The organism is Shewanella fidelis ATCC BAA-318 (assembly GCF_000518605.1).
In the GTDB taxonomy this organism is placed as follows: domain Bacteria; phylum Pseudomonadota; class Gammaproteobacteria; order Enterobacterales; family Shewanellaceae; genus Shewanella; species Shewanella fidelis.
In genome coordinates this window covers 27,827-44,989 of the sequence record NZ_JADX01000021.1, presented here as the reverse complement: position 1 = coordinate 44,989, position 17,163 = coordinate 27,827, and the positions used below count along the sequence as shown (strand labels likewise).

Genomic DNA, 17,163 nt, shown 5'->3' with positions numbered 1-17,163 from the left:
CTCCTGATTGAGAGGAAATCCTTGTAAAAGGCCTACTAGGTTAGTCTCGTTGATATTCGAGTGTTAGTGACACTGAATCGGCAAATCGTAACGCATGAGGTTTGTCGATGGTGACTCGTGCAAATTGCACCCAATTGTGATCGCGACTGATATCGAGTACGTCAGACACTAACTTTTCCAACAGTAAGAATCGGCCAGCTTCTACATGCTTGATGACCGCTTTGGTGATCTTCTTATAGTTGAGTGCTTCTTCAACATTATCTTCATTGATAGCTTGTTGTGCGGGGTAATGGATTTCAATATTGATCACCACGTCTTGCATTTTTTCACGCTCTTCCTGATTAAAACCAATATAAGTTCTCAGGCGCAGGTTGGTGATTTTGATGATAGCGTTACTTGTCGGCATAGGCAGTCCTTTTCTTTTAACTATAGGTCAGGTTACGTGAGATTCAGTTATTTAGATCATTTAAGTCAATATACATTCAGATTGGAAGATCCAAACAATGCCCTTAATCGTAATTAGTTATATGTTTTTAACCGAGCAGGGTTTGATGAAAAATATGCAACAGATATGGACATGGCTTGGTTACGCTGGCTTGTTACCTTTTATTATCACCACAGTAATGATCTGGATGGGGTGGACGCTACCTTGGTTGCCTCCGGTTCAAGCATTCATTAGCTACAGTGCCATTATTTTGAGTTTTCTTGCGGGTACATTGTGGGGGCGAGTTATTTCGTTATATGCCATCGATAATGGCGCCAATTTGCTGGTTCTCAGTAACTTGTATGCTTTGCTTGCTTGGGTTTCATTGCTCATCGCTATGCCATCCGTAGGATTGATCGCACTAGCTTTTGGCTACTTTAGTTTATTAGGGGTCGAGAAAAGTTGTCAGAATTTACCGAACAATGCTAGTTACAGACAGATGCGGGTTCGGTTGACCTCCGTCGCTTTAGTGACTCACTTACTGATGCTTTTGCACCTTGCAACAGGAGGTTTTTGATGAAATTGCGAATTTTTTATGATTCTCTTTGTCCACTGTGTCGCGCAGAAATGGAGCACATTAAAGCGTTGGACATTGATGGCAATGTTGAACTACAAGATCTGAATCAAGCCGATTTTGAGCGCAACTATCCGTATATCGATTTGGCGTATGCCAATAAGATTTTACATGGTGAACGCGCTGATGGCACGATAATCAAAGGTTTAGATGTGACCTATGAAGCTTGGGCTGCTGTGGGTAAAGAACGTTGGGTTGCTTTGCTGCGTTGTCCGCTAGTAAAACCTGCGGCAGATTTGGGTTACCGATTTTTTGCTAAGCATCGTTACCGTATTTCGTATTTACTTACCGGAAAACAGCGCTGTGAAAGTGGCACTTGTCCGCGGTAAGTTCTTTTCGCCAAGGTGCAGCTGACTAATGGCTGCAGACAGTGTTGAACCGTACTGTCTGCAACTAGCGCTGACATTGAAAGATTTTATACGCCAAATCTACCATGGAGCTATGGTTCGTAGCGAAGCCTAGTTGCTGGCGTTGTTATCTCGGCGATACAGTTGCCACTGTTCGATTTGCTCACCGCTGGGTAGAGTACACATTGACGTTGCTAAATCGACAGTGCCGCCTTGGGCGATACAATTTTGGGTGGCAGGATTTGGTTTACCTACCTGTGGCTTAATTAGCTTAGAGTTTTCTTCAGCTGTTTGAGAATGAGCTTTTCGGTATAAAGTCCATTCCTCAATGCGTTCACCATTCGGAAGTTGGCAATAACCCACTTCGCCATCAGTTTGTTTTTCAATTTCGACTTGCCCGCCTAAGGATACGCAATAAGTTGAAGCAGGATTGGCTAGTTGTGTTGTTGGTGGCGCTGTGTCTTCGGCGGGGTTACAAGCTGAGAGTAATATTGCGCCTGCAGTTAGCATAATGATCTTAGCGTGGTGTATTGAACGATTAATCTGGCTCATTGGCGGCTCCATTGCTGCTTTTAACGATTGTAGTCGTTTTATTAACGTAACGCAGGTTAAAAAGGGTTATCCATTTTTAGATTAATTTACATTATTACTCTACAAGTATTTGTGTCGCAAGGTGGATTTTACTGCAATAAAAAAGTGGCCAATGAGGCCACTTTTAATGACAAGTTGAGTACTTAGCTACAGACCTTACACTGAGGCATTTTCGGCAGTTTCATTTCTCGAAACTCCATCGTCATAGCATCGATCATTAAAATTCGACCTGCTAAGCTGGTGCCCATATTGGCAATAACCTTGATAGCTTCAACCGCTTGCAAGCAGCCTATCATACCCACAACAGGTGCTAAAATTCCTGATTCAACACAACTAAGCTGTTGCTCACCAAATAGCTTGCTGAAACAGTGGTAGCAAGGTGAATTGGTTTGATAATCAAATACCGTTACCATGCCTTCCATGCGTATAGCAGCTGCCGAAATTAACGGTTTTTTGTGCTTAAAACAGCTTTGGTTCAACTGCTCACGCACGGCAACATTGTCGGTACAATCCATAATGATAGAGTGTTGCTCTACCAATGCGTCAATTTCGTGATCATCTAACACCGCATTAATCGTCTCAATGTGAATATGCGGATTAAGCGCGACTAAGCTTTGCTTGGCTGACTCAACCTTTGGTTGGCCCACATTTGCATCTTGATGAAGCACTTGTCGTTGTAGATTAGAGATTTCAACAGTGTCGAAATCCACTAAAGTCATTGAGCCAGCACCTGCGACTGCTAGATATTGGCTTGCTGCACAACCTAAACCACCGGCACCTATGATCAGTACTTTGGCGAGTTTCAGCTTTTCTTGGCCTTCAAAATCCATCGATTTAATCGAAATTTGTCGGCTATAACGCAATATCTCTGCATCAGATAGGATTTCGTCTGTTGCATGCTGTTCGGTAGACATCAAATAGATCTCATATATTAAGGTGTTGGCTGCTTAACTAAGCACGCCGTTAAAAGGTTCTACGGTCACTTGAGTGCCGTCACTTAAACCATCACAGTCTTGCGCCAAAATAATAAAGCAGTTAGCCATAGTCATTGACGTTAGCATGCCTGAGCCTTGGCCTCCTGTGATAGCTACCTCAGCTTCACCGTTAGCGTTATAGCTTAAAATAGCGCGTTGGTATTCAACACGGCCAGCTTGTTTGCGGATCTCGCCTTTGAGTGTGGCCTGTAAGGTAACTGGCTTTGTTTGTGGTAGCCCCTGCATTTTGGTGAGTAATGGCCATACTAATTTGTAGAAGGTCACCATGGATGACACCGGGTTCCCTGGTAGACCACAAAATACAGCATCGCCTAAATGACCGAAGGCAAATGGTTTACCTGGTTTGATGGCTAGCTTCCAGAAGGTGATTTGTCCTTCTTCGTCTAATATTTGTTTAGTGTAATCAGCATCACCAACGGAGACACCACCAGAAGTGATGACCATATCGGCACATTCAGAGGCAGTTTTAAATGCTTGGCGAATGGCTTCTTTATTGTCTTCAACAACGCCTAAATCAATCCACTCTATGTTGCCGCGGCTCAGCATGCCTTGAATACTATAACGATTAGAGTCGTAGATTTGGCCTGGGCCAAGTTCGCTGCCTACAGGGCGTAGCTCATCACCTGTTGAGAAAAAGGCAACTTTCACGATACGCTTGACGCGTAATTGACTCACGCCAATGGTTGCGAGTACCCCCATTTCTGCTGCGCCAATTAATGTACCGGCATTTAGCACTTTAGTGCCGCTGCTGAGTTCTTCGCCACGGCAGCGTACATTGGCACCAACTTCTTTCGGTGCTTCAATGGTAATTTGTTCACCGTCTGCGTTAACTTTTTCCTGCATTTGTACTGTATCGTAACCACTTGGTACTGGTGCGCCGGTCATGATGCGAATACAGCTACCTGCTGGGCATTTTCCGGTATAAGGATGACCCGCAAAGGATTGGCCGATAAGCTTTAATGGTTGACCGGAGGCTAAGTCTGCATGACTAAAAGCATATCCGTCCATTGCTGAGTTATCGAATGGGGGAAGATCAATGTGTGAAGCTAGGTCTTCTGCGAGTACGCGACCTAATGCTTGGGGTAATGTCACGACTTCTGAGTCTGTGATTGGTTTAACTTGTTCTAATAACTTCACGATAGCCTGATCGGGATGCATTAGGCTAGGTTGAGAACATGGATCTGCATGAGTCTGCATCTATCTATCCTTGAGACGTAAATCGGAACATTAAGTAAAAACGAATATAGTGCATTATGCCATGGTGAATACAGATGGCTATGATCTGCGCGGCAGTTTTTAAACACAGTTGTAATAGAGTTCGTATTTACGGTGAAAGTTCAGTGGTTATCACTTTGAGCCCAATTTAAAGGCTTAACTCTGATTTAACTCACTTTTTTGTTAAATACAATCGACAATAAGGTAACTAAAAAGCCAGTAAATGAAAACCATTATTATTTAATTAACAATCACTTAAGTAAATTTTATTGCAATTAATAGCTAGCTTGATAACAATAAGCAGCATAAACCGTAAGCCTTAAGGAATTGATATGCTAGCTCAGAAGATGATTGACCAGTTAAATGACCAGATCAATATGGAGTTTTTCTCCTCAAATCTTTATTTGCAAATGAGTGCGTGGTGCGAAGATAAAGGTTTTGAAGGGGCGGCTAAATTTATGCGTGCCCACGCAGAAGAAGAGATGGAGCATATGCATCGCTTGTTCACTTATGTAAGTGAAACAGGTGGTATGCCGTTACTGGGGACTATTGAAGCGCCACAAGCGGAATTCCCATCTTTGCTGGCATTGTTTGAGTACACTTACGAACACGAACAACTGATCACTAATAAGATCAATCAACTTGCTCATGCGGCATTTACCAACCAAGATTATTCTACATTTAACTTCTTACAGTGGTATGTGTCTGAGCAGCATGAAGAAGAAAAGCTATTTAAATCTATTGTTGATAAAATTCGCTTAGTGGGTGAAGACGGCAAAGCACTATTCTTTGTTGATAAAGATCTTGCACAAATGGCTGTTGAAGAGTCTGCAAGCGTGATGACTAGCTCTGCTGTTTAATGCATTGATTCGTGGTAACAAAAAGAGCAGCTTTAGCTGCTCTTTTTGTTTTTAAGTATTGCATATTCCATAATTAGTTTGGGCTATATTTGCTGTTTCACGGCCTTTAACTCGTTGTTATCAGCGAGGTATTGAAACGGCATAGCTTGTTGTAAAAATGGCAGCAGATGCGCTTTAGTCAGAGGGCGAGAAATTAAATATCCTTGAGCGTAATCACAATCCAATCCTTGGAGAAAGTCCCACTGCTGGCGAGTTTCAACACCTTCAGCGACAATTGGTAACTCTAGGTTTTTAGCCATCATGACGATTGCACGGATAAGCTTCACGTCTGACTGCTTGTTGGTAATATTTTCAATGAAGCTTTTATCAATCTTAATGACCGAAATAGGGCATTTAGTTAAATAACTTAATGCTGAGTATCCTGTGCCGAAATCATCCAGATAAATATCTACACCGAGCTGCTTAATGGTATTTAAACATTGTAGACGTTGTGGTTTGTCTTCGATAAGTAAGCTTTCTGTGATTTCAATATGCACGTCTTTAGGGCTAATAGCATAGCTTTTTAGTGCCTCTTGCAATGTTTGGCAGAAGCTAATCCCTTTAGTATTAATGCATTGTCTTGCTGAGATGTTAATTGCCATACACAGTGAAATACCTTGTGCGTGTATATCAGCCAGATCAGTAAGGGCTTGGTGTAAGATCCATTCCCCTAAAGGCTCAATTAAACCGGTTTCTTCAGCGATAGGAATGAAGGCTTCTGGTGAAATGAATCCGTGCTCAGGGTCGTGCCAGCGAATTAATGCCTCGACACTATTAATGGTGCCAGTGCGCATATCAACAATAGGTTGATACTCTAAATGGAATTCTCCTTGTTTCACTGCCCTGCGCAACCTTTGCTCTAGGTGCATGCGTGCGAGCATTTCTAAATTCATCTCTGGTGCGTAGTATTGATAGTGCGCTCGACCATCACGCTTAGCTTGATACATAGCGGTTTCAGAGTTATGCAACAGCATTTCAATATCTTGGCCATCTTCAGGATAAAAAGCGATACCGAAGCTTGAAGAAATACTGGTTTCTTTACCTTCTAGTTTATAGGGGCGGGATAAAACTTCACTTAGCTTTTGTGCTAATGATTCTGCGCTATCTCCGTTGTGCGATACAGGAGAGATGACTATGAATTCATCGCCACCAAATCGAGCGATAGAGTCATTTTCTGCTAGTATGTTTTCGAGTCTGGATGCGGTTTGTTTTAATACTTTGTTGCCAGCTGCATGCCCATGCAGTTCATTAATATACTTGAACCTGTCTAAGTCGATAAAGAAAATAGCGACCTGCTGATTACAGTGCTGTGCCTCATTAATTGCTTGCTGTAAGCGCGATGAAAACAGGTGGCGATTAGGTAATTTGGTTAAGGCATCGTAATTGCTTTTGTACCACAGATCTTGTTCGTATTGCTTGTTATTACTGATATCAAGGAACAAGCCGATATATTGAATAATATTGTTTTGATTGTCTTTAACTGCGGTAATTTTTAAATATTCTGGATAAATTTTTCCATCTTTGCGCTTATTCCAAATTTCACCTTCCCAGCTATTTTTGTCTTTTAAGGATTGCCATAACGCTTGATAAAACTCAGGTTGATGGTGAGCAGAGCTTAATATATTTGGCTTTTTACCTTTTACATCTGCAAGCGTGTAGCCTGTGATTTTTGTGAACGCGGGATTTACCAATTCGATGTTATTGTCCGCATCGGTTACCATGATCCCTTCTGCTGAGTGTTCAAATACTGCAGAAGCACGATGTAAGGCGCTTTTGGATTTCATCCTTTCAGAAACCATTTTATTGATAGCGCGAGATATTTGCGTCATCTCATCACTACCTTGAACGGGTAACTCCAGCTCAAGATCTGGGTCTTTAGCGAGCTTTTCTACACCTTTGACTATACCGCTAATGGTATTAATTAGGTTATTGGCAGTGCTTTTACCGACTAAATAGACCAAGTAGAAAAATAATACCCCGGCAAAAAGGCTGATATAGAAGTAACTTAATATGCGTTGCTTTTCGATGATATTTTGCTGAGCAATTTTATTAGCAAGTTGATTACTAAAATGATGCAGGCTATCAATTGATGCCGTTGACGTGAACCACCAGTCTTTAGTGTTAATGATTGAAAGCTGCTTTAACTTATCTAAGTTGTCATGGAGCTTATCATCTAGCTGTTGCAAGCTTTCTAGCGAGTAAGCCTGTTGTTTGGTTTCGTTATTGATTATCAGGCCTAAGTAATTCTTAGTCGCTTGATTTAATCGGTTAACGAGTACTTGTTGCTCTGTCGATATTAGATTTTTATTAATACTACTCAGTAGGGCTTCAGCTGCAACATAGTATTCAGTAGCTTTATTAATGTCATTTTTCGTTAGTAAAGGTGATTGTGTTTTGCTTTGTAATGCTGTTCTGTATGTTGTTAATTTTTTGATTATTTCTGTCAGTTCGGCATAACTGTCTTGTAGGCTGAGTTGAACTCGCCAGTTGGCAATTTTTTGCTGTTGAGGCGTATTTGTTAACGCTTCAAAATTGCTCAAATTATTTTTAGTGATTACGTTATGAGCGTTGTTTATTGCGTTCTTGAGTTGGGTGCTTCTTTGAATAACAGCGTGAAAATCATGATGGTTAAATATTGGTGCAGATAGAACCTTATTAATTAAGTTACGTTCGCTACTCGCAAAGGCTTGGATTTTTAGAATGTTCAGCAAGTCTGATTGCATAAGTACATGATAGCTATTATCACTTTTAAAACGAAGCTGAGAACTAAAGTTGATGAGTTTATTAATGGCTTGAGAATAAAAGCGGGAGTGCCCAGGCTCATCTAATTGGATTATTTTCTGACGAGCCGTGATTAAGTTTTTGCGAGCAAAACTTCCTTGAGCCATTTGCTCTGCTAGGGAATTATAAAGCGCGGTATCTTCTTTTATATTGTTGAGTGTGTTTGCTAGTGCAGGGGCGTTGGCAAGTTTATCGATTTTGTCATCTGTTAATTGCCATTGTTGTTGTAGTTCCTGTTTGAAGTATTTGCCATTACTACTTAGGTAACCAACCGATAACCCCTGCTCTTTTTGCAATTCATTGATGAGGCTTTCAATAGCGATTGACGCTGTTATAGCTTGAACATTGGTATCCGCATGTTGATATTGCTTGAGTAAGACACTGCCACTCATCAGCGCAAGCAATATTAATATAAATATTGGCAAGCAAGCTGACAAGAATAACTTATCTCTTAAGCTTAATCGGCCCAACACGGACAACATGTGATTACAGTCCTCTACGGTATCCAGTTTTAACCGTGTTAATACATAGGGGTTATGTAAAGTAAGAGCAGCATATTAACCATATATTCAGTAGGGTGTCTCGGTTACTTCACGAAAACCTAATCTATCTCACGGTTTTTAACTTTTAATGTATTTATGTAGTAATTCTGTGGCTTTTTAACGTGCTGTAACAGCGTAAGAACATATCGAATTATTCTAATGCGTTAGTCTAAAGGTCTATGATTATTGATAATTTATACCTAGGTTAGCAACTGTCGCAAGCAACAGTTGCTAAATTTATGAACAAAGTGATTGATTGAAATTGTTACTGACTATTGCGATAGGCAACAATGTCTTCAATGGTTAAAACGGGCATATTATGCTGACGACCAAAGTCAATTATTTCAGGTAAACGTGCCATAGTGCCATCGGGCATAGTGACTTCGCATAACACTCCAAAAGGCTTTAGGCCTGCAAGCTTCATTAAATCGACCGTTCCTTCAGTGTGGCCGCGACGCTCTAGTACTCCACCAGGACGTGCACGTAGAGGATAAACATGGCCGGGACGAGCTAAGTCATCAGGTTTTGCATTGTCGGCAATAGCAGCTTTAATTGTGGTTACACGGTCAGCTGCGGATACCCCTGTGGTAACTCCCTGTTTTGCTTCAATACTGACAGTAAAGGCGGTGCCATATTGGCTATTATTATCACTCACCATTGGCGGTAGTTGTAATTGCTGAATGCGATCATCGGTAAGGCATAGACAAACAATACCACTGCATTCGCGGATTAACAGAGCCATTTGCTCATTAGTTAGTGATTCTGCTGCATAAATCAGATCGCCTTCATTTTCACGATCTTCATCATCAACAACTAATACACCTTTGCCTGCTCGTAGTGCAGTTAAAGCGGCATTAACACGTTCAATAGGGTTGCCAAAAGGGGTAAGTAAAGACTGATTCATGGATAACTTCCTTAAAATACGACATTGGATTGACCAGAATCAGGGCGTGCAGAAAATGGCACACGGCTTGAGCCGAAATAGGCCTTAGCTAGGTGCATAATAAGAGCGACAGAGAGCGCCATAAAGCTAATATCTAGCTCACGGTTCCCTCGTGTATTCTTATATTCTCTTTCATCCGGACTCAGTGCACTTAATTAGCAAGTACTCATTACCGTCGGCTCTGGAGTAGGTGCAACCATAACAACAAAAGGCTTGTCGATAAGGCCTGTTTACCAGATCTGCTGACCCTAGTTAATATTCAGCGCTATTTATATAGCGTAAACTAGGCGCTCGCGGGCTTTTATATATTGATTATCTTTATATAACTTACCGCCGGTGGGGAGTTTCACCCCGCCCTGAGAATTATTTTGGTTGATGGATAAATAAGTACATTACCCTATCGACCAAGTGGCGTTATGTTGCCCCTAATTGATTTAAATGACAAGCTGAGCTGCAAGAATGGCGATTTTGCTCAAAAATTGACAGCGCTGCCAGCTAATCTTTGGAAGAGGTTAGCTGTAATTGTATAAGGATATTCGATGAAACAGATTGCTTCGCTCATACTCAGTGCTGTACTGCTATTTGGATGTAATAATATGACTGCAAACCAAACCGTTAAACCACCTCAAGCCGATAAAATTCCCCATAGCATGACATTGCACGGTATAACGCGTGTTGATGATTATTACTGGATGCGAGATGACCAGCGCAAAGACCCGCGTATTATCGCGCATTTGAATGCCGAGAATGCCTATACCAAATCCCAGTTTCAGCCATTTAACGACTTAAAACAGCGTTTGTTTGAGGAGCTGGTGGGACGTTTAGATAAAGACGAGTCGAGCGTACCTTACTTTTGGCACCAGCATTGGTATTACCGTTATTATAAAGCGGGTCTTGAGTATCCAGTTATTGCGCGTAAAGCCGAGCTTTCAGGCGAGCATGAGCAAGTACTGCTAGATGTAAACTTGCGCGCTAAAGGGCAGGAGTTTTATGGTTTAGGCCAAGTTTCTGTTAGCCCAGATGAAACTAAGCTAGTGTTTGCCGAAGATCTTTTGAGTCGTCGTATTTATACCTTGTACGTAAAAGACCTTACAACAGGTGAGTTAATAGATGATGTACTAGAAGGTACCGATGGTTCAGTTGTGTGGGCGAACGACAATCTTCATCTATTTTATATCGCTAAAGATCCACAAACCTTATTAGGGTTTCAGGTATTTCGTCATAAGTTAGGTACGCCACAGTCTGATGATGTATTAATTTATGAAGAGCAAGACGATACTTTTTATATCGGTTTAGGTAAGTCATTAGATGAAACTCAAATCGTGCTTTATGCCGAAAGTACTGTAACCAGCGAAGTGAGTATGCTGGATGCAAACCAGCCTTTAGCAAGATTTACCCCAGTACTGGAAAGAGAGGAGGGGCATGAGTATTCAGTTTCTAAACTAGATGATACTTACTACATTCTCACCAACTGGCAAGCAAGTAACTTCCGCTTGATGAAAGTCGCTATCGATCAAGCTGCAGATAAGAATGCTTGGCAAGATGTGATTGCCCATGATCTTAACTCGCGCATAGAAGATGTGTTGTTGCTTAATGATTATATGGTGGTACAGACTCGTGAAAATGGTATGAGCCGCATTCGAATTTATCCGTTTAATGGCCAAGCAGAATTTGAGCTTGAATTTAATGACCCTGCTTATGTAGTGGGGTTGGATATCAACGTTAGCCAACAAAGTGACAAATTAAGAGTGTTCTACTCCAGTCCAACGACGCCTGAGTCTATTTATGAATATGCTTTAGCAAGGCCGAATGAGCGTGAATTGCTAAAACAAGAACAAGTGTTGGGCGGTTTTAGCCGTGAGGATTACCAAGCTGAGCGTTTGTTTATTACGGCTCGTGACGGCAAGCAAGTGCCTGTTAGCTTGGTTTACCGTAAAGATAAATTCAGCAAAGATGGTACTAATCCGTTATATCAATACGGCTATGGGTCATACGGCTACACAGTAGAGCCTGATTTCAGCTCATCTATTTTAAGCTTACTCGATAGAGGTGTTGTTTATGCTATCGCCCATGTGCGTGGCTCAGAGATGTTAGGTAGAGCTTGGTACGACGATGGACGCATGCTCAATAAACAAAACAGCTTTAATGATTTTGTTGATGTGACGACAGCGCTTGTTGAACAAGGCTATGGCGCGAAAGGTAAGGTGGTGGCTGCTGGTGGCAGTGCTGGAGGTTTATTGATGGGGTGCGTGATTAACCAAGCGCCTGAGCATTACTTTGCTGTTGCAGCCCATGTGCCATTTGTTGATGTGGTCACTACTATGCTGGATGAATCTATCCCATTAACGACTAACGAATATGACGAATGGGGTAACCCGAATGAAAAGGTCTATTTTGAGTATATGCTTAGCTATGCGCCTTATGACAATATCAAAGCGCAGGCTTATCCTCATTTATTAGTCACAACTGGTTTGCACGACTCACAGGTACAGTACTTTGAGCCAGCTAAATGGGTCGCTAAATTGCGCGAACTGAAGACAGACGACAACATGCTGTTATTTGATACCGATATGGAAGCGGGGCACGGGGGCAAGAGTGGTCGCTATCGCCAGTATGAAGACAAAGCCCAAGAGTATGCTTTCTTTATTGGTTTGCTTGGTTTAGATGAGTGATAAATGGTCGCTAGGTCAAAAACAGTAGTAGAGCCCCATATGGAAGCGGAAAGTCTTCCAACGGATAAGCGCAGCAATGCTTTATGGTTCTTGTATATGGTTCGTTGTGCTAATGGTCAGCTTTATACGGGGATCACTACAGATGTTGCGCGTCGCTTTAGTGAGCATCAGAGTAATAGTGCTAAATCAGCCAAGTTTTTGCGTGGCAAAGGACCACTCACTTTAGTGTACTCAGAAACCGTTGGTAGCCATTCAGATGCACTCAAGCGAGAAATAGCGTTAAAGAAATGGCCTCGAGCTAAGAAGCTAGCATTGCTGTCGACGTTTGATTGATTATTGTGGCTAACGATAGATGGCGTAACTTAAAAAAAGTTACGCCATTTTTATTTAAGAGCACTGCTCACCTGTTGGATTACTGAGTATAGAGATCGGTAAAAAAGCGCTGTTTGCGCGGTAAGTAATAGTCATCATAGTCTAACGAGAACGCGATGCGAGTGGCTTTACCCTTAAGCTCTGCCCTAGGGACAAAACCATAGACACGTGAATCAGCACTATTACGGCGATTATCCCCCATGACGAGATAGTGATTACTCGGCACGGTAAGGGGAGTAAAGTTACTGAGATTGGCACTGGCTGTTTTTTCAATACGGATGCGATGGCTTAAACCCAGTAAGTTCTCGCTAGCAATTAGCTGTTGTGTATCGTTAGATATTACAGCGTAATCCAGTGCTTGACCGTTAATAAACAACACTTCATTTTGCAGGCTGATGGTATCTCCCGGTACGCCAATAACCCTTTTTATTAAACGTTCGTCAGCTGCGGCAGACTCAAATACCACAATTTCTCCACGGCTAGGTTCGCCGGTTGCCAATATTGAAATATCAGAAAATGGCACTCTAAGATCATAAGCCATTTTATCAACGACAATACGATCGCCTTCTACTATCGTTGGTTGCATTGAGCCTGTAGGTACTGAGTACCAATCGGCAACAGCACTTCTAAATACCGACATCAACAAGATAAAAAGAATGAGTTGCTTATTGTTGTGCCAAATTTTATATAGCTTTTGCATTCACTACCTCATAGGTGTGCTACTGAGTTGCAGTGGTAAGTTAAGTGGGCAGGGAAAGCTGATTGCCAACGGGATCAATCATAGGTTTGCTATGATTGAGCTTTGGGCTCGGCAGCAGTCCCTGCGCCGGGAAGATGAGTGCAATTTAATTCATGCTGACAGAGCCGTTGATGTTATCTATGCTTAAATCTCCTGAACCTGATTCGATAATGCTTAGGCCAAGGGTATTTTCGACGTTGATATCACCTGAGCCATCATCAATAACAACAGTACCGTTGACGTTAGCAACGTTTAAGTCACCTGAGCCATCATCAATATATGTGTCACCGCCAATCTCTTTTAAGTTTATTGAGCCTGAGCCGTCTTCAAGGGTGAGTTTACCTGTCGTATTGTTGATCTGAACCGAGCCGGAACCGTCCTGAATGTTCAGGTTTTTTCCACCTTTAATCCAAACATCACCTGAGCCGTCATCAAGCTTTATGTCCGCCATAACGCCTTTAATTTCAATGTCGCCAGAACCATCATCGATATCTAGCATCATGTTGCTTGGAACTTGGATCGTGAGATCGATGTAAGGTGAACGCTTAAAGCTAATGTTACTGTCGAAATCTGCAACCAGTTTGGCTTTAGAGCCGCTCTGTTTAAGGTTTAGATTGCTCTCGATATCGCCATAAGTATAGATATCAGCAGTCACCATGATTTGTGTTAAGCCAGCAACACCTTGAATATTGAGGTCGCCTGCAGCGGTTTCAGCCACTAAAGTGTCAATCTGTTTGGCATCGATTTGTAGTTGTTTTTTTTGATGGTTTAATGGGCCAGCGTTAGCGCCGTTGACGTTGATAATGCAACCTGAAAGTGAAACGGCGATAACGGTAGCAAGTAGGGCTGATTTCATTGATAACTTCCTTTTATTATTGTCATAGCAACTATTATGTTAATGGTCATGACTAAGCAGAAAGTGTGCCAATGGTTTATGTTGTTGTTTTTATTGGGTTACGCTTTTATTGGCCTAGAGCTGAGTGGTTAATTACCTCATTAACTATCATTAAGGTGTATTTATTGGTGAAATTGCTCAAGAGTTGGTGCTTACTGTTGAGTAAGACCTAAATGTGTTCAAAAATAGTGCTAATACCCTTAGTGAGTTATTGAGAAACAGCACAATAGTAATCGAACAATGGATGACAAAATAATGGACTACTTATCAGTGAACCAGGCTGGTTGGAACGATCGTGCAGTAACACACTTTTCTTCGGATTTTTATGATGTCACCGGTTTCTTAGCTGGTGCCACCTCACTGCAAGAAATTGAACTAACCAGTTTAGCGGTTGAAGGTAAAAGCCTATTGCATCTACAGTGTCACTTTGGTTTAGACACCTTGTCATGGGCTAGATTAGGTGCAAAGGTGACCGGGGTAGATCTCTCTAGTGTCGCGATTGAACAGGCAAATATTTTAGCTGCACAAACTCAGTTACAGGCGGAGTTTATATGCAGCGATGTCTATCAGGTCGGTGAGCGAGTTAGTGGGCAGTTTGATATTGTGTTTACTTCTTATGGGGCTATCGTGTGGCTGCCAGATCTGGATAAGTGGGCACAAACCGTTGCCAGCAAACTTGTGGCTGGTGGTCAGTTTTATATGGTTGAGTTTCATCCGGCTCATGGGTTATTTGAAGGCTACAGTTATTTTCATCATCCCGAGCCAGATATCGAAGATGAAGTGACCTACACTGAAAATGCGGGTGATAAAACCAATACTTTTGCGAGTTGGTCGCATTCTTTAGCTGATGTTATTAATGCGCTAATTAAAGCTGGATTTGAGATTAATCTGTTCAATGAATTTCCGTTCAGCCCCTATAACTGTTTTGAAGGCTTAAGCGAAGAAGTTGTCGAGGTAGAACTGCCTGATGGAATTAAGTCCTGTAAACGATACTTTGTAGAGCAAAAAGGCCAGCGATTACCATTAACCTATTCGATTATGGCGACTAAAAAGCCTTGATTATCTTTTAGGGAAAGAGATTAAAGTCTAGAGGCAGAAACAGCGCTTATGCGCTGTTTCTGTTTTAGAGATCTACACAAAGCTATTGGTTTGCTCTAACCACAGGATATTTTAAATAGTGGCTATCGTAATAAGGGCTGCGTTGATAAAACCAACGCAGACGAGCCTTAGGATCGGCAGCAAATGCTTCATCTTTCAAAGCTTGATTAAATTCAGCTTGCAGTGCAGGGTCATTGTCTAACATCTGTTGTGCTAGAGGCTCGACAGCGTAGTTTTCGATGTACTCAGTACGAGTAAAGATAGGGTTAAAAAAGCCCCATTGAAATAATGAATCTGGGGATTGCGGCTCTAATAGTAAGATAGCAAGATCGCCCAGTGGCTGTTTGGTATCAACTCGAACAGTACCTGCTGGCAACTCCATTTTTATCTGTTGGCTTTGCACTGTCGCTTTGACTCGCTGGCGTCCTTCGTAGTCTTTATTCGCAAACTGAGGCGCACTAAATTGATATTGTTGTACCGTTTGTTCAACACCTTTGGATAATGTTGTCATGCGGATCCCGTGTACACTTAAGCGCTCAATTACTTGTTGCCACTGGGCTGGAATGTAATAAGCTGCCGGGCGCGATACGCTAATATCAGCTTTGGTGCCGCCAATAACGGGTAAATTTTTATATAGTACTGGCTCACCATTCCAGCGAACTATCTCATTTCCACTAATGGCACTTTGCTCTAGTGTGTAGCCTATACCTTTAAAATCCCAACCTTGAGCTTGCAGCTCTTGTTGCCAGCTAAGGGTTAACCTAGGTGAATATCGGTATTTATCTTGTTGGATTGCTGAAGTGAGTTTAGTGCTGTCACTGGCGATACTTTTCAGTGATGCTTCTAACATAACGTAAGTGCCAAGCACTCTTTGCTTATAAGGTTTTAAGCTATGGTTTTCAATTAAAATTGTAGGCAAGTGGCGTGCATCACCATAGCCATTAGAAAAACGTGGGCTAGCGTTCCAGAGTGACATGCCTTTAGTGATATCAGTATTATCCATGGCAAAAACTAATGGCCCAGGAACATGACCTTGCTCGGTTAATGCGGCTTCAACTTGCGGTCGGTAGCTGCTCTCTAACCAGTTATAAATGGATGGGCTATTGCCTTGGGCTAAATTGTAGCCAAATGTGACATCGTATTGGTAATCAATGCCATCAGTAACATGCACATCGATATACAGATCGGGCTGCCAGATATTGATAGCACGCAGCATATGCTGCATTTCAGGGGTATCAGCTTTAGCGTAATCGCGGTTCAAATTGAGGTTTTGCGCAGTGGTACGCCAGCCCATATTCACCGGTCCGCGCTGATTAACACGATTAAATTCGCTTGCCCGTTCATGGCCATCAACACTAAATATAGGCACAAATAATAAGTTAGCGTTATCGAGTAACTGTGCTTTACCGTTAAAGACAATATCGCGCAGCAACATCATGCCCGCATCTTTGCCATCAATCTCGCCTGAATGGATCCCTGCTTGTACCAGTAAGGTCGGTTTATCATTGCGTGATAACGCCCGAGCATCACTGGCACCCTCTTTCGACGCCACAATCATCCAAATCTCTCGTCCTTGCGGACTTTTACCTATGCTGACTTTATGCAACATATCGCTTTGCGCTATTAGCTTATCTAACCAAATAAAAGTTTCGTCATAACTTGGGCTGGTTTTAAGACCATTTTGCTCAAATGGCGTTGCCCATTGCTCGTCTGCTGTAACAATAAGTGACTCGCTATTGCCATGCCAAGGCAGAATTGGCGGCAAGATTGCGTCGTTAACAAAAGTCTTGGCTAACTGAGGTGGATTTGCTGTGTGTAGTTCAGTGGCACTTGAGAACTGGCTGGTTGTGACAGCCAGCAAAGCGATAGTTGGAAACGAAAGTCGGCGCATGGTTGCTTATCCAATAGTAAAGTCGGGTTTGAATTATTATTAGGCAAACATCTTTCAATAAAACCATAACAAGTGCAACCAAGTATCTGTGTCCAAATGTGCACACAGCTTTTACTACCTAGTTT

14 protein-coding genes, 1 pseudogene and 1 riboswitch are annotated in these 17,163 nt (G+C 42.1%); of the genes and pseudogenes, 6 read left to right on the top strand and 9 right to left on the bottom strand.

Going from position 1 to position 17,163, the window contains the following annotated elements:
• Positions 1-40 precede the first annotated feature (40 nt).
• Positions 41-406, bottom strand: a complete 366-nt coding sequence (folX, locus tag L884_RS0111145; RefSeq protein ID WP_028767586.1) for a dihydroneopterin triphosphate 2'-epimerase — start codon at positions 404-406, stop codon at positions 41-43.
• A gap of 145 nt (positions 407-551) precedes the next feature.
• On the opposite strand from folX, the gene L884_RS0111140 reads away from it, so the two are divergent.
• Positions 552-1,001: a DUF3429 domain-containing protein gene (locus L884_RS0111140; protein ID WP_037410832.1), complete on the top strand. Its 450-nt coding sequence runs from the start codon at positions 552-554 to the stop codon at positions 999-1,001.
• Positions 1,001-1,387, top strand: coding sequence for a thiol-disulfide oxidoreductase DCC family protein (locus L884_RS0111135; RefSeq protein WP_028767584.1), 387 nt, complete (start codon positions 1,001-1,003; stop codon positions 1,385-1,387). Before L884_RS0111140 ends, L884_RS0111135 begins: the two co-directional genes overlap by 1 nt.
• Before the next feature lie 129 nt (positions 1,388-1,516).
• On the opposite strand, the gene L884_RS23165 is transcribed toward L884_RS0111135, so the two are convergent.
• From L884_RS23165 to moeA, 3 genes are all read right to left on the bottom strand, one after another.
• Positions 1,517-1,957 (bottom strand): DUF333 domain-containing protein, encoded by a 441-nt coding sequence (locus tag L884_RS23165; protein ID WP_169731786.1) that lies wholly within the window; start codon positions 1,955-1,957, stop codon positions 1,517-1,519.
• A gap of 182 nt (positions 1,958-2,139) precedes the next feature.
• Entirely contained in the window at positions 2,140-2,910 is a 771-nt protein-coding gene (gene moeB, locus L884_RS0111120; protein ID WP_028767583.1) for a molybdopterin-synthase adenylyltransferase MoeB, read from the bottom strand.
• Between the two features lie 33 nt (positions 2,911-2,943).
• Positions 2,944-4,188, bottom strand: coding sequence for a molybdopterin molybdotransferase MoeA (gene moeA / locus L884_RS0111115; protein ID WP_028767582.1), 1,245 nt, complete (start codon positions 4,186-4,188; stop codon positions 2,944-2,946).
• 350 nt (positions 4,189-4,538) lie between these two features.
• On the opposite strand from moeA, the gene ftnA reads away from it, so the two are divergent.
• On the top strand, positions 4,539-5,066 hold the full coding sequence (gene ftnA / locus L884_RS0111110; RefSeq protein ID WP_028767581.1) for a non-heme ferritin: 528 nt from the start codon (positions 4,539-4,541) through the stop codon (positions 5,064-5,066).
• Positions 5,067-5,149: 83 nt separating this feature from the next.
• Here ftnA and L884_RS0111105 read toward each other — a convergent pair whose 3' ends face one another.
• Positions 5,150-8,278 (bottom strand): EAL domain-containing protein, encoded by a 3,129-nt coding sequence (locus tag L884_RS0111105; RefSeq protein WP_245603109.1) that lies wholly within the window; start codon positions 8,276-8,278, stop codon positions 5,150-5,152.
• 415 nt (positions 8,279-8,693) lie between these two features.
• Positions 8,694-9,332: a 3,4-dihydroxy-2-butanone-4-phosphate synthase gene (gene ribB / locus L884_RS0111100; protein ID WP_028767579.1), complete on the bottom strand. Its 639-nt coding sequence runs from the start codon at positions 9,330-9,332 to the stop codon at positions 8,694-8,696.
• A 159-nt stretch (positions 9,333-9,491) separates the two neighbouring features.
• A riboswitch (FMN riboswitch) is annotated at positions 9,492-9,739 on the bottom strand.
• Between the two features lie 171 nt (positions 9,740-9,910).
• Here ribB and L884_RS0111095 point away from each other — a divergent pair.
• Both L884_RS0111095 and L884_RS0111090 read left to right on the top strand, forming a co-directional pair.
• Positions 9,911-12,043, top strand: a complete 2,133-nt coding sequence (locus L884_RS0111095; RefSeq protein ID WP_156925681.1) for a S9 family peptidase — start codon at positions 9,911-9,913, stop codon at positions 12,041-12,043.
• A 72-nt stretch (positions 12,044-12,115) separates the two neighbouring features.
• Positions 12,116-12,376, top strand: a pseudogene (locus tag L884_RS0111090) (GIY-YIG nuclease family protein); the annotation flags it as partial.
• Positions 12,377-12,455: 79 nt separating this feature from the next.
• On the opposite strand, the gene lepB reads toward L884_RS0111090, so the two are convergent.
• Positions 12,456-13,115: a signal peptidase I gene (gene lepB, locus L884_RS0111085; protein WP_028767576.1), complete on the bottom strand. Its 660-nt coding sequence runs from the start codon at positions 13,113-13,115 to the stop codon at positions 12,456-12,458.
• A gap of 145 nt (positions 13,116-13,260) precedes the next feature.
• Positions 13,261-14,010, bottom strand: coding sequence for a DUF4097 family beta strand repeat-containing protein (locus tag L884_RS0111080; protein ID WP_028767575.1), 750 nt, complete (start codon positions 14,008-14,010; stop codon positions 13,261-13,263).
• 294 nt (positions 14,011-14,304) lie between these two features.
• On the opposite strand from L884_RS0111080, the gene L884_RS0111070 reads away from it, so the two are divergent.
• Entirely contained in the window at positions 14,305-15,108 is an 804-nt protein-coding gene (locus L884_RS0111070) for a class I SAM-dependent methyltransferase (protein ID WP_028767574.1), read from the top strand.
• An 82-nt stretch (positions 15,109-15,190) separates the two neighbouring features.
• Here L884_RS0111070 and L884_RS0111065 read toward each other — a convergent pair whose 3' ends face one another.
• Complete coding sequence (locus L884_RS0111065; protein ID WP_028767573.1) at positions 15,191-17,038, bottom strand: M14 family metallopeptidase; 1,848 nt, start codon at positions 17,036-17,038, stop codon at positions 15,191-15,193.
• Positions 17,039-17,163 lie beyond the last annotated feature (125 nt).

Coding starts and splice junctions, on each gene's coding strand:
- L884_RS0111135 (WP_028767584.1), top strand. CDS start 1,001: ATGAAATTGCGAATTTTTTATGATTCTCTTTGTCCACTGTGTCGCGCA.
- moeA (WP_028767582.1), bottom strand. CDS start 4,188: ATGCAGACTCATGCAGATCCATGTTCTCAACCTAGCCTAATGCATCCC.
- lepB (WP_028767576.1), bottom strand. CDS start 13,115: ATGCAAAAGCTATATAAAATTTGGCACAACAATAAGCAACTCATTCTT.
- L884_RS0111080 (WP_028767575.1), bottom strand. CDS start 14,010: ATGAAATCAGCCCTACTTGCTACCGTTATCGCCGTTTCACTTTCAGGT.
- ribB (WP_028767579.1), bottom strand. CDS start 9,332: ATGAATCAGTCTTTACTTACCCCTTTTGGCAACCCTATTGAACGTGTT.
- ftnA (WP_028767581.1), top strand. CDS start 4,539: ATGCTAGCTCAGAAGATGATTGACCAGTTAAATGACCAGATCAATATG.
- moeB (WP_028767583.1), bottom strand. CDS start 2,910: ATGTCTACCGAACAGCATGCAACAGACGAAATCCTATCTGATGCAGAG.
- L884_RS0111140 (WP_037410832.1), top strand. CDS start 552: ATGAAAAATATGCAACAGATATGGACATGGCTTGGTTACGCTGGCTTG.
- L884_RS0111070 (WP_028767574.1), top strand. CDS start 14,305: ATGGACTACTTATCAGTGAACCAGGCTGGTTGGAACGATCGTGCAGTA.
- L884_RS0111095 (WP_156925681.1), top strand. CDS start 9,911: ATGAAACAGATTGCTTCGCTCATACTCAGTGCTGTACTGCTATTTGGA.
- L884_RS0111065 (WP_028767573.1), bottom strand. CDS start 17,038: ATGCGCCGACTTTCGTTTCCAACTATCGCTTTGCTGGCTGTCACAACC.
- L884_RS0111105 (WP_245603109.1), bottom strand. CDS start 8,278: ATGAGTGGCAGTGTCTTACTCAAGCAATATCAACATGCGGATACCAAT.
- L884_RS23165 (WP_169731786.1), bottom strand. CDS start 1,957: ATGAGCCAGATTAATCGTTCAATACACCACGCTAAGATCATTATGCTA.
- folX (WP_028767586.1), bottom strand. CDS start 406: ATGCCGACAAGTAACGCTATCATCAAAATCACCAACCTGCGCCTGAGA.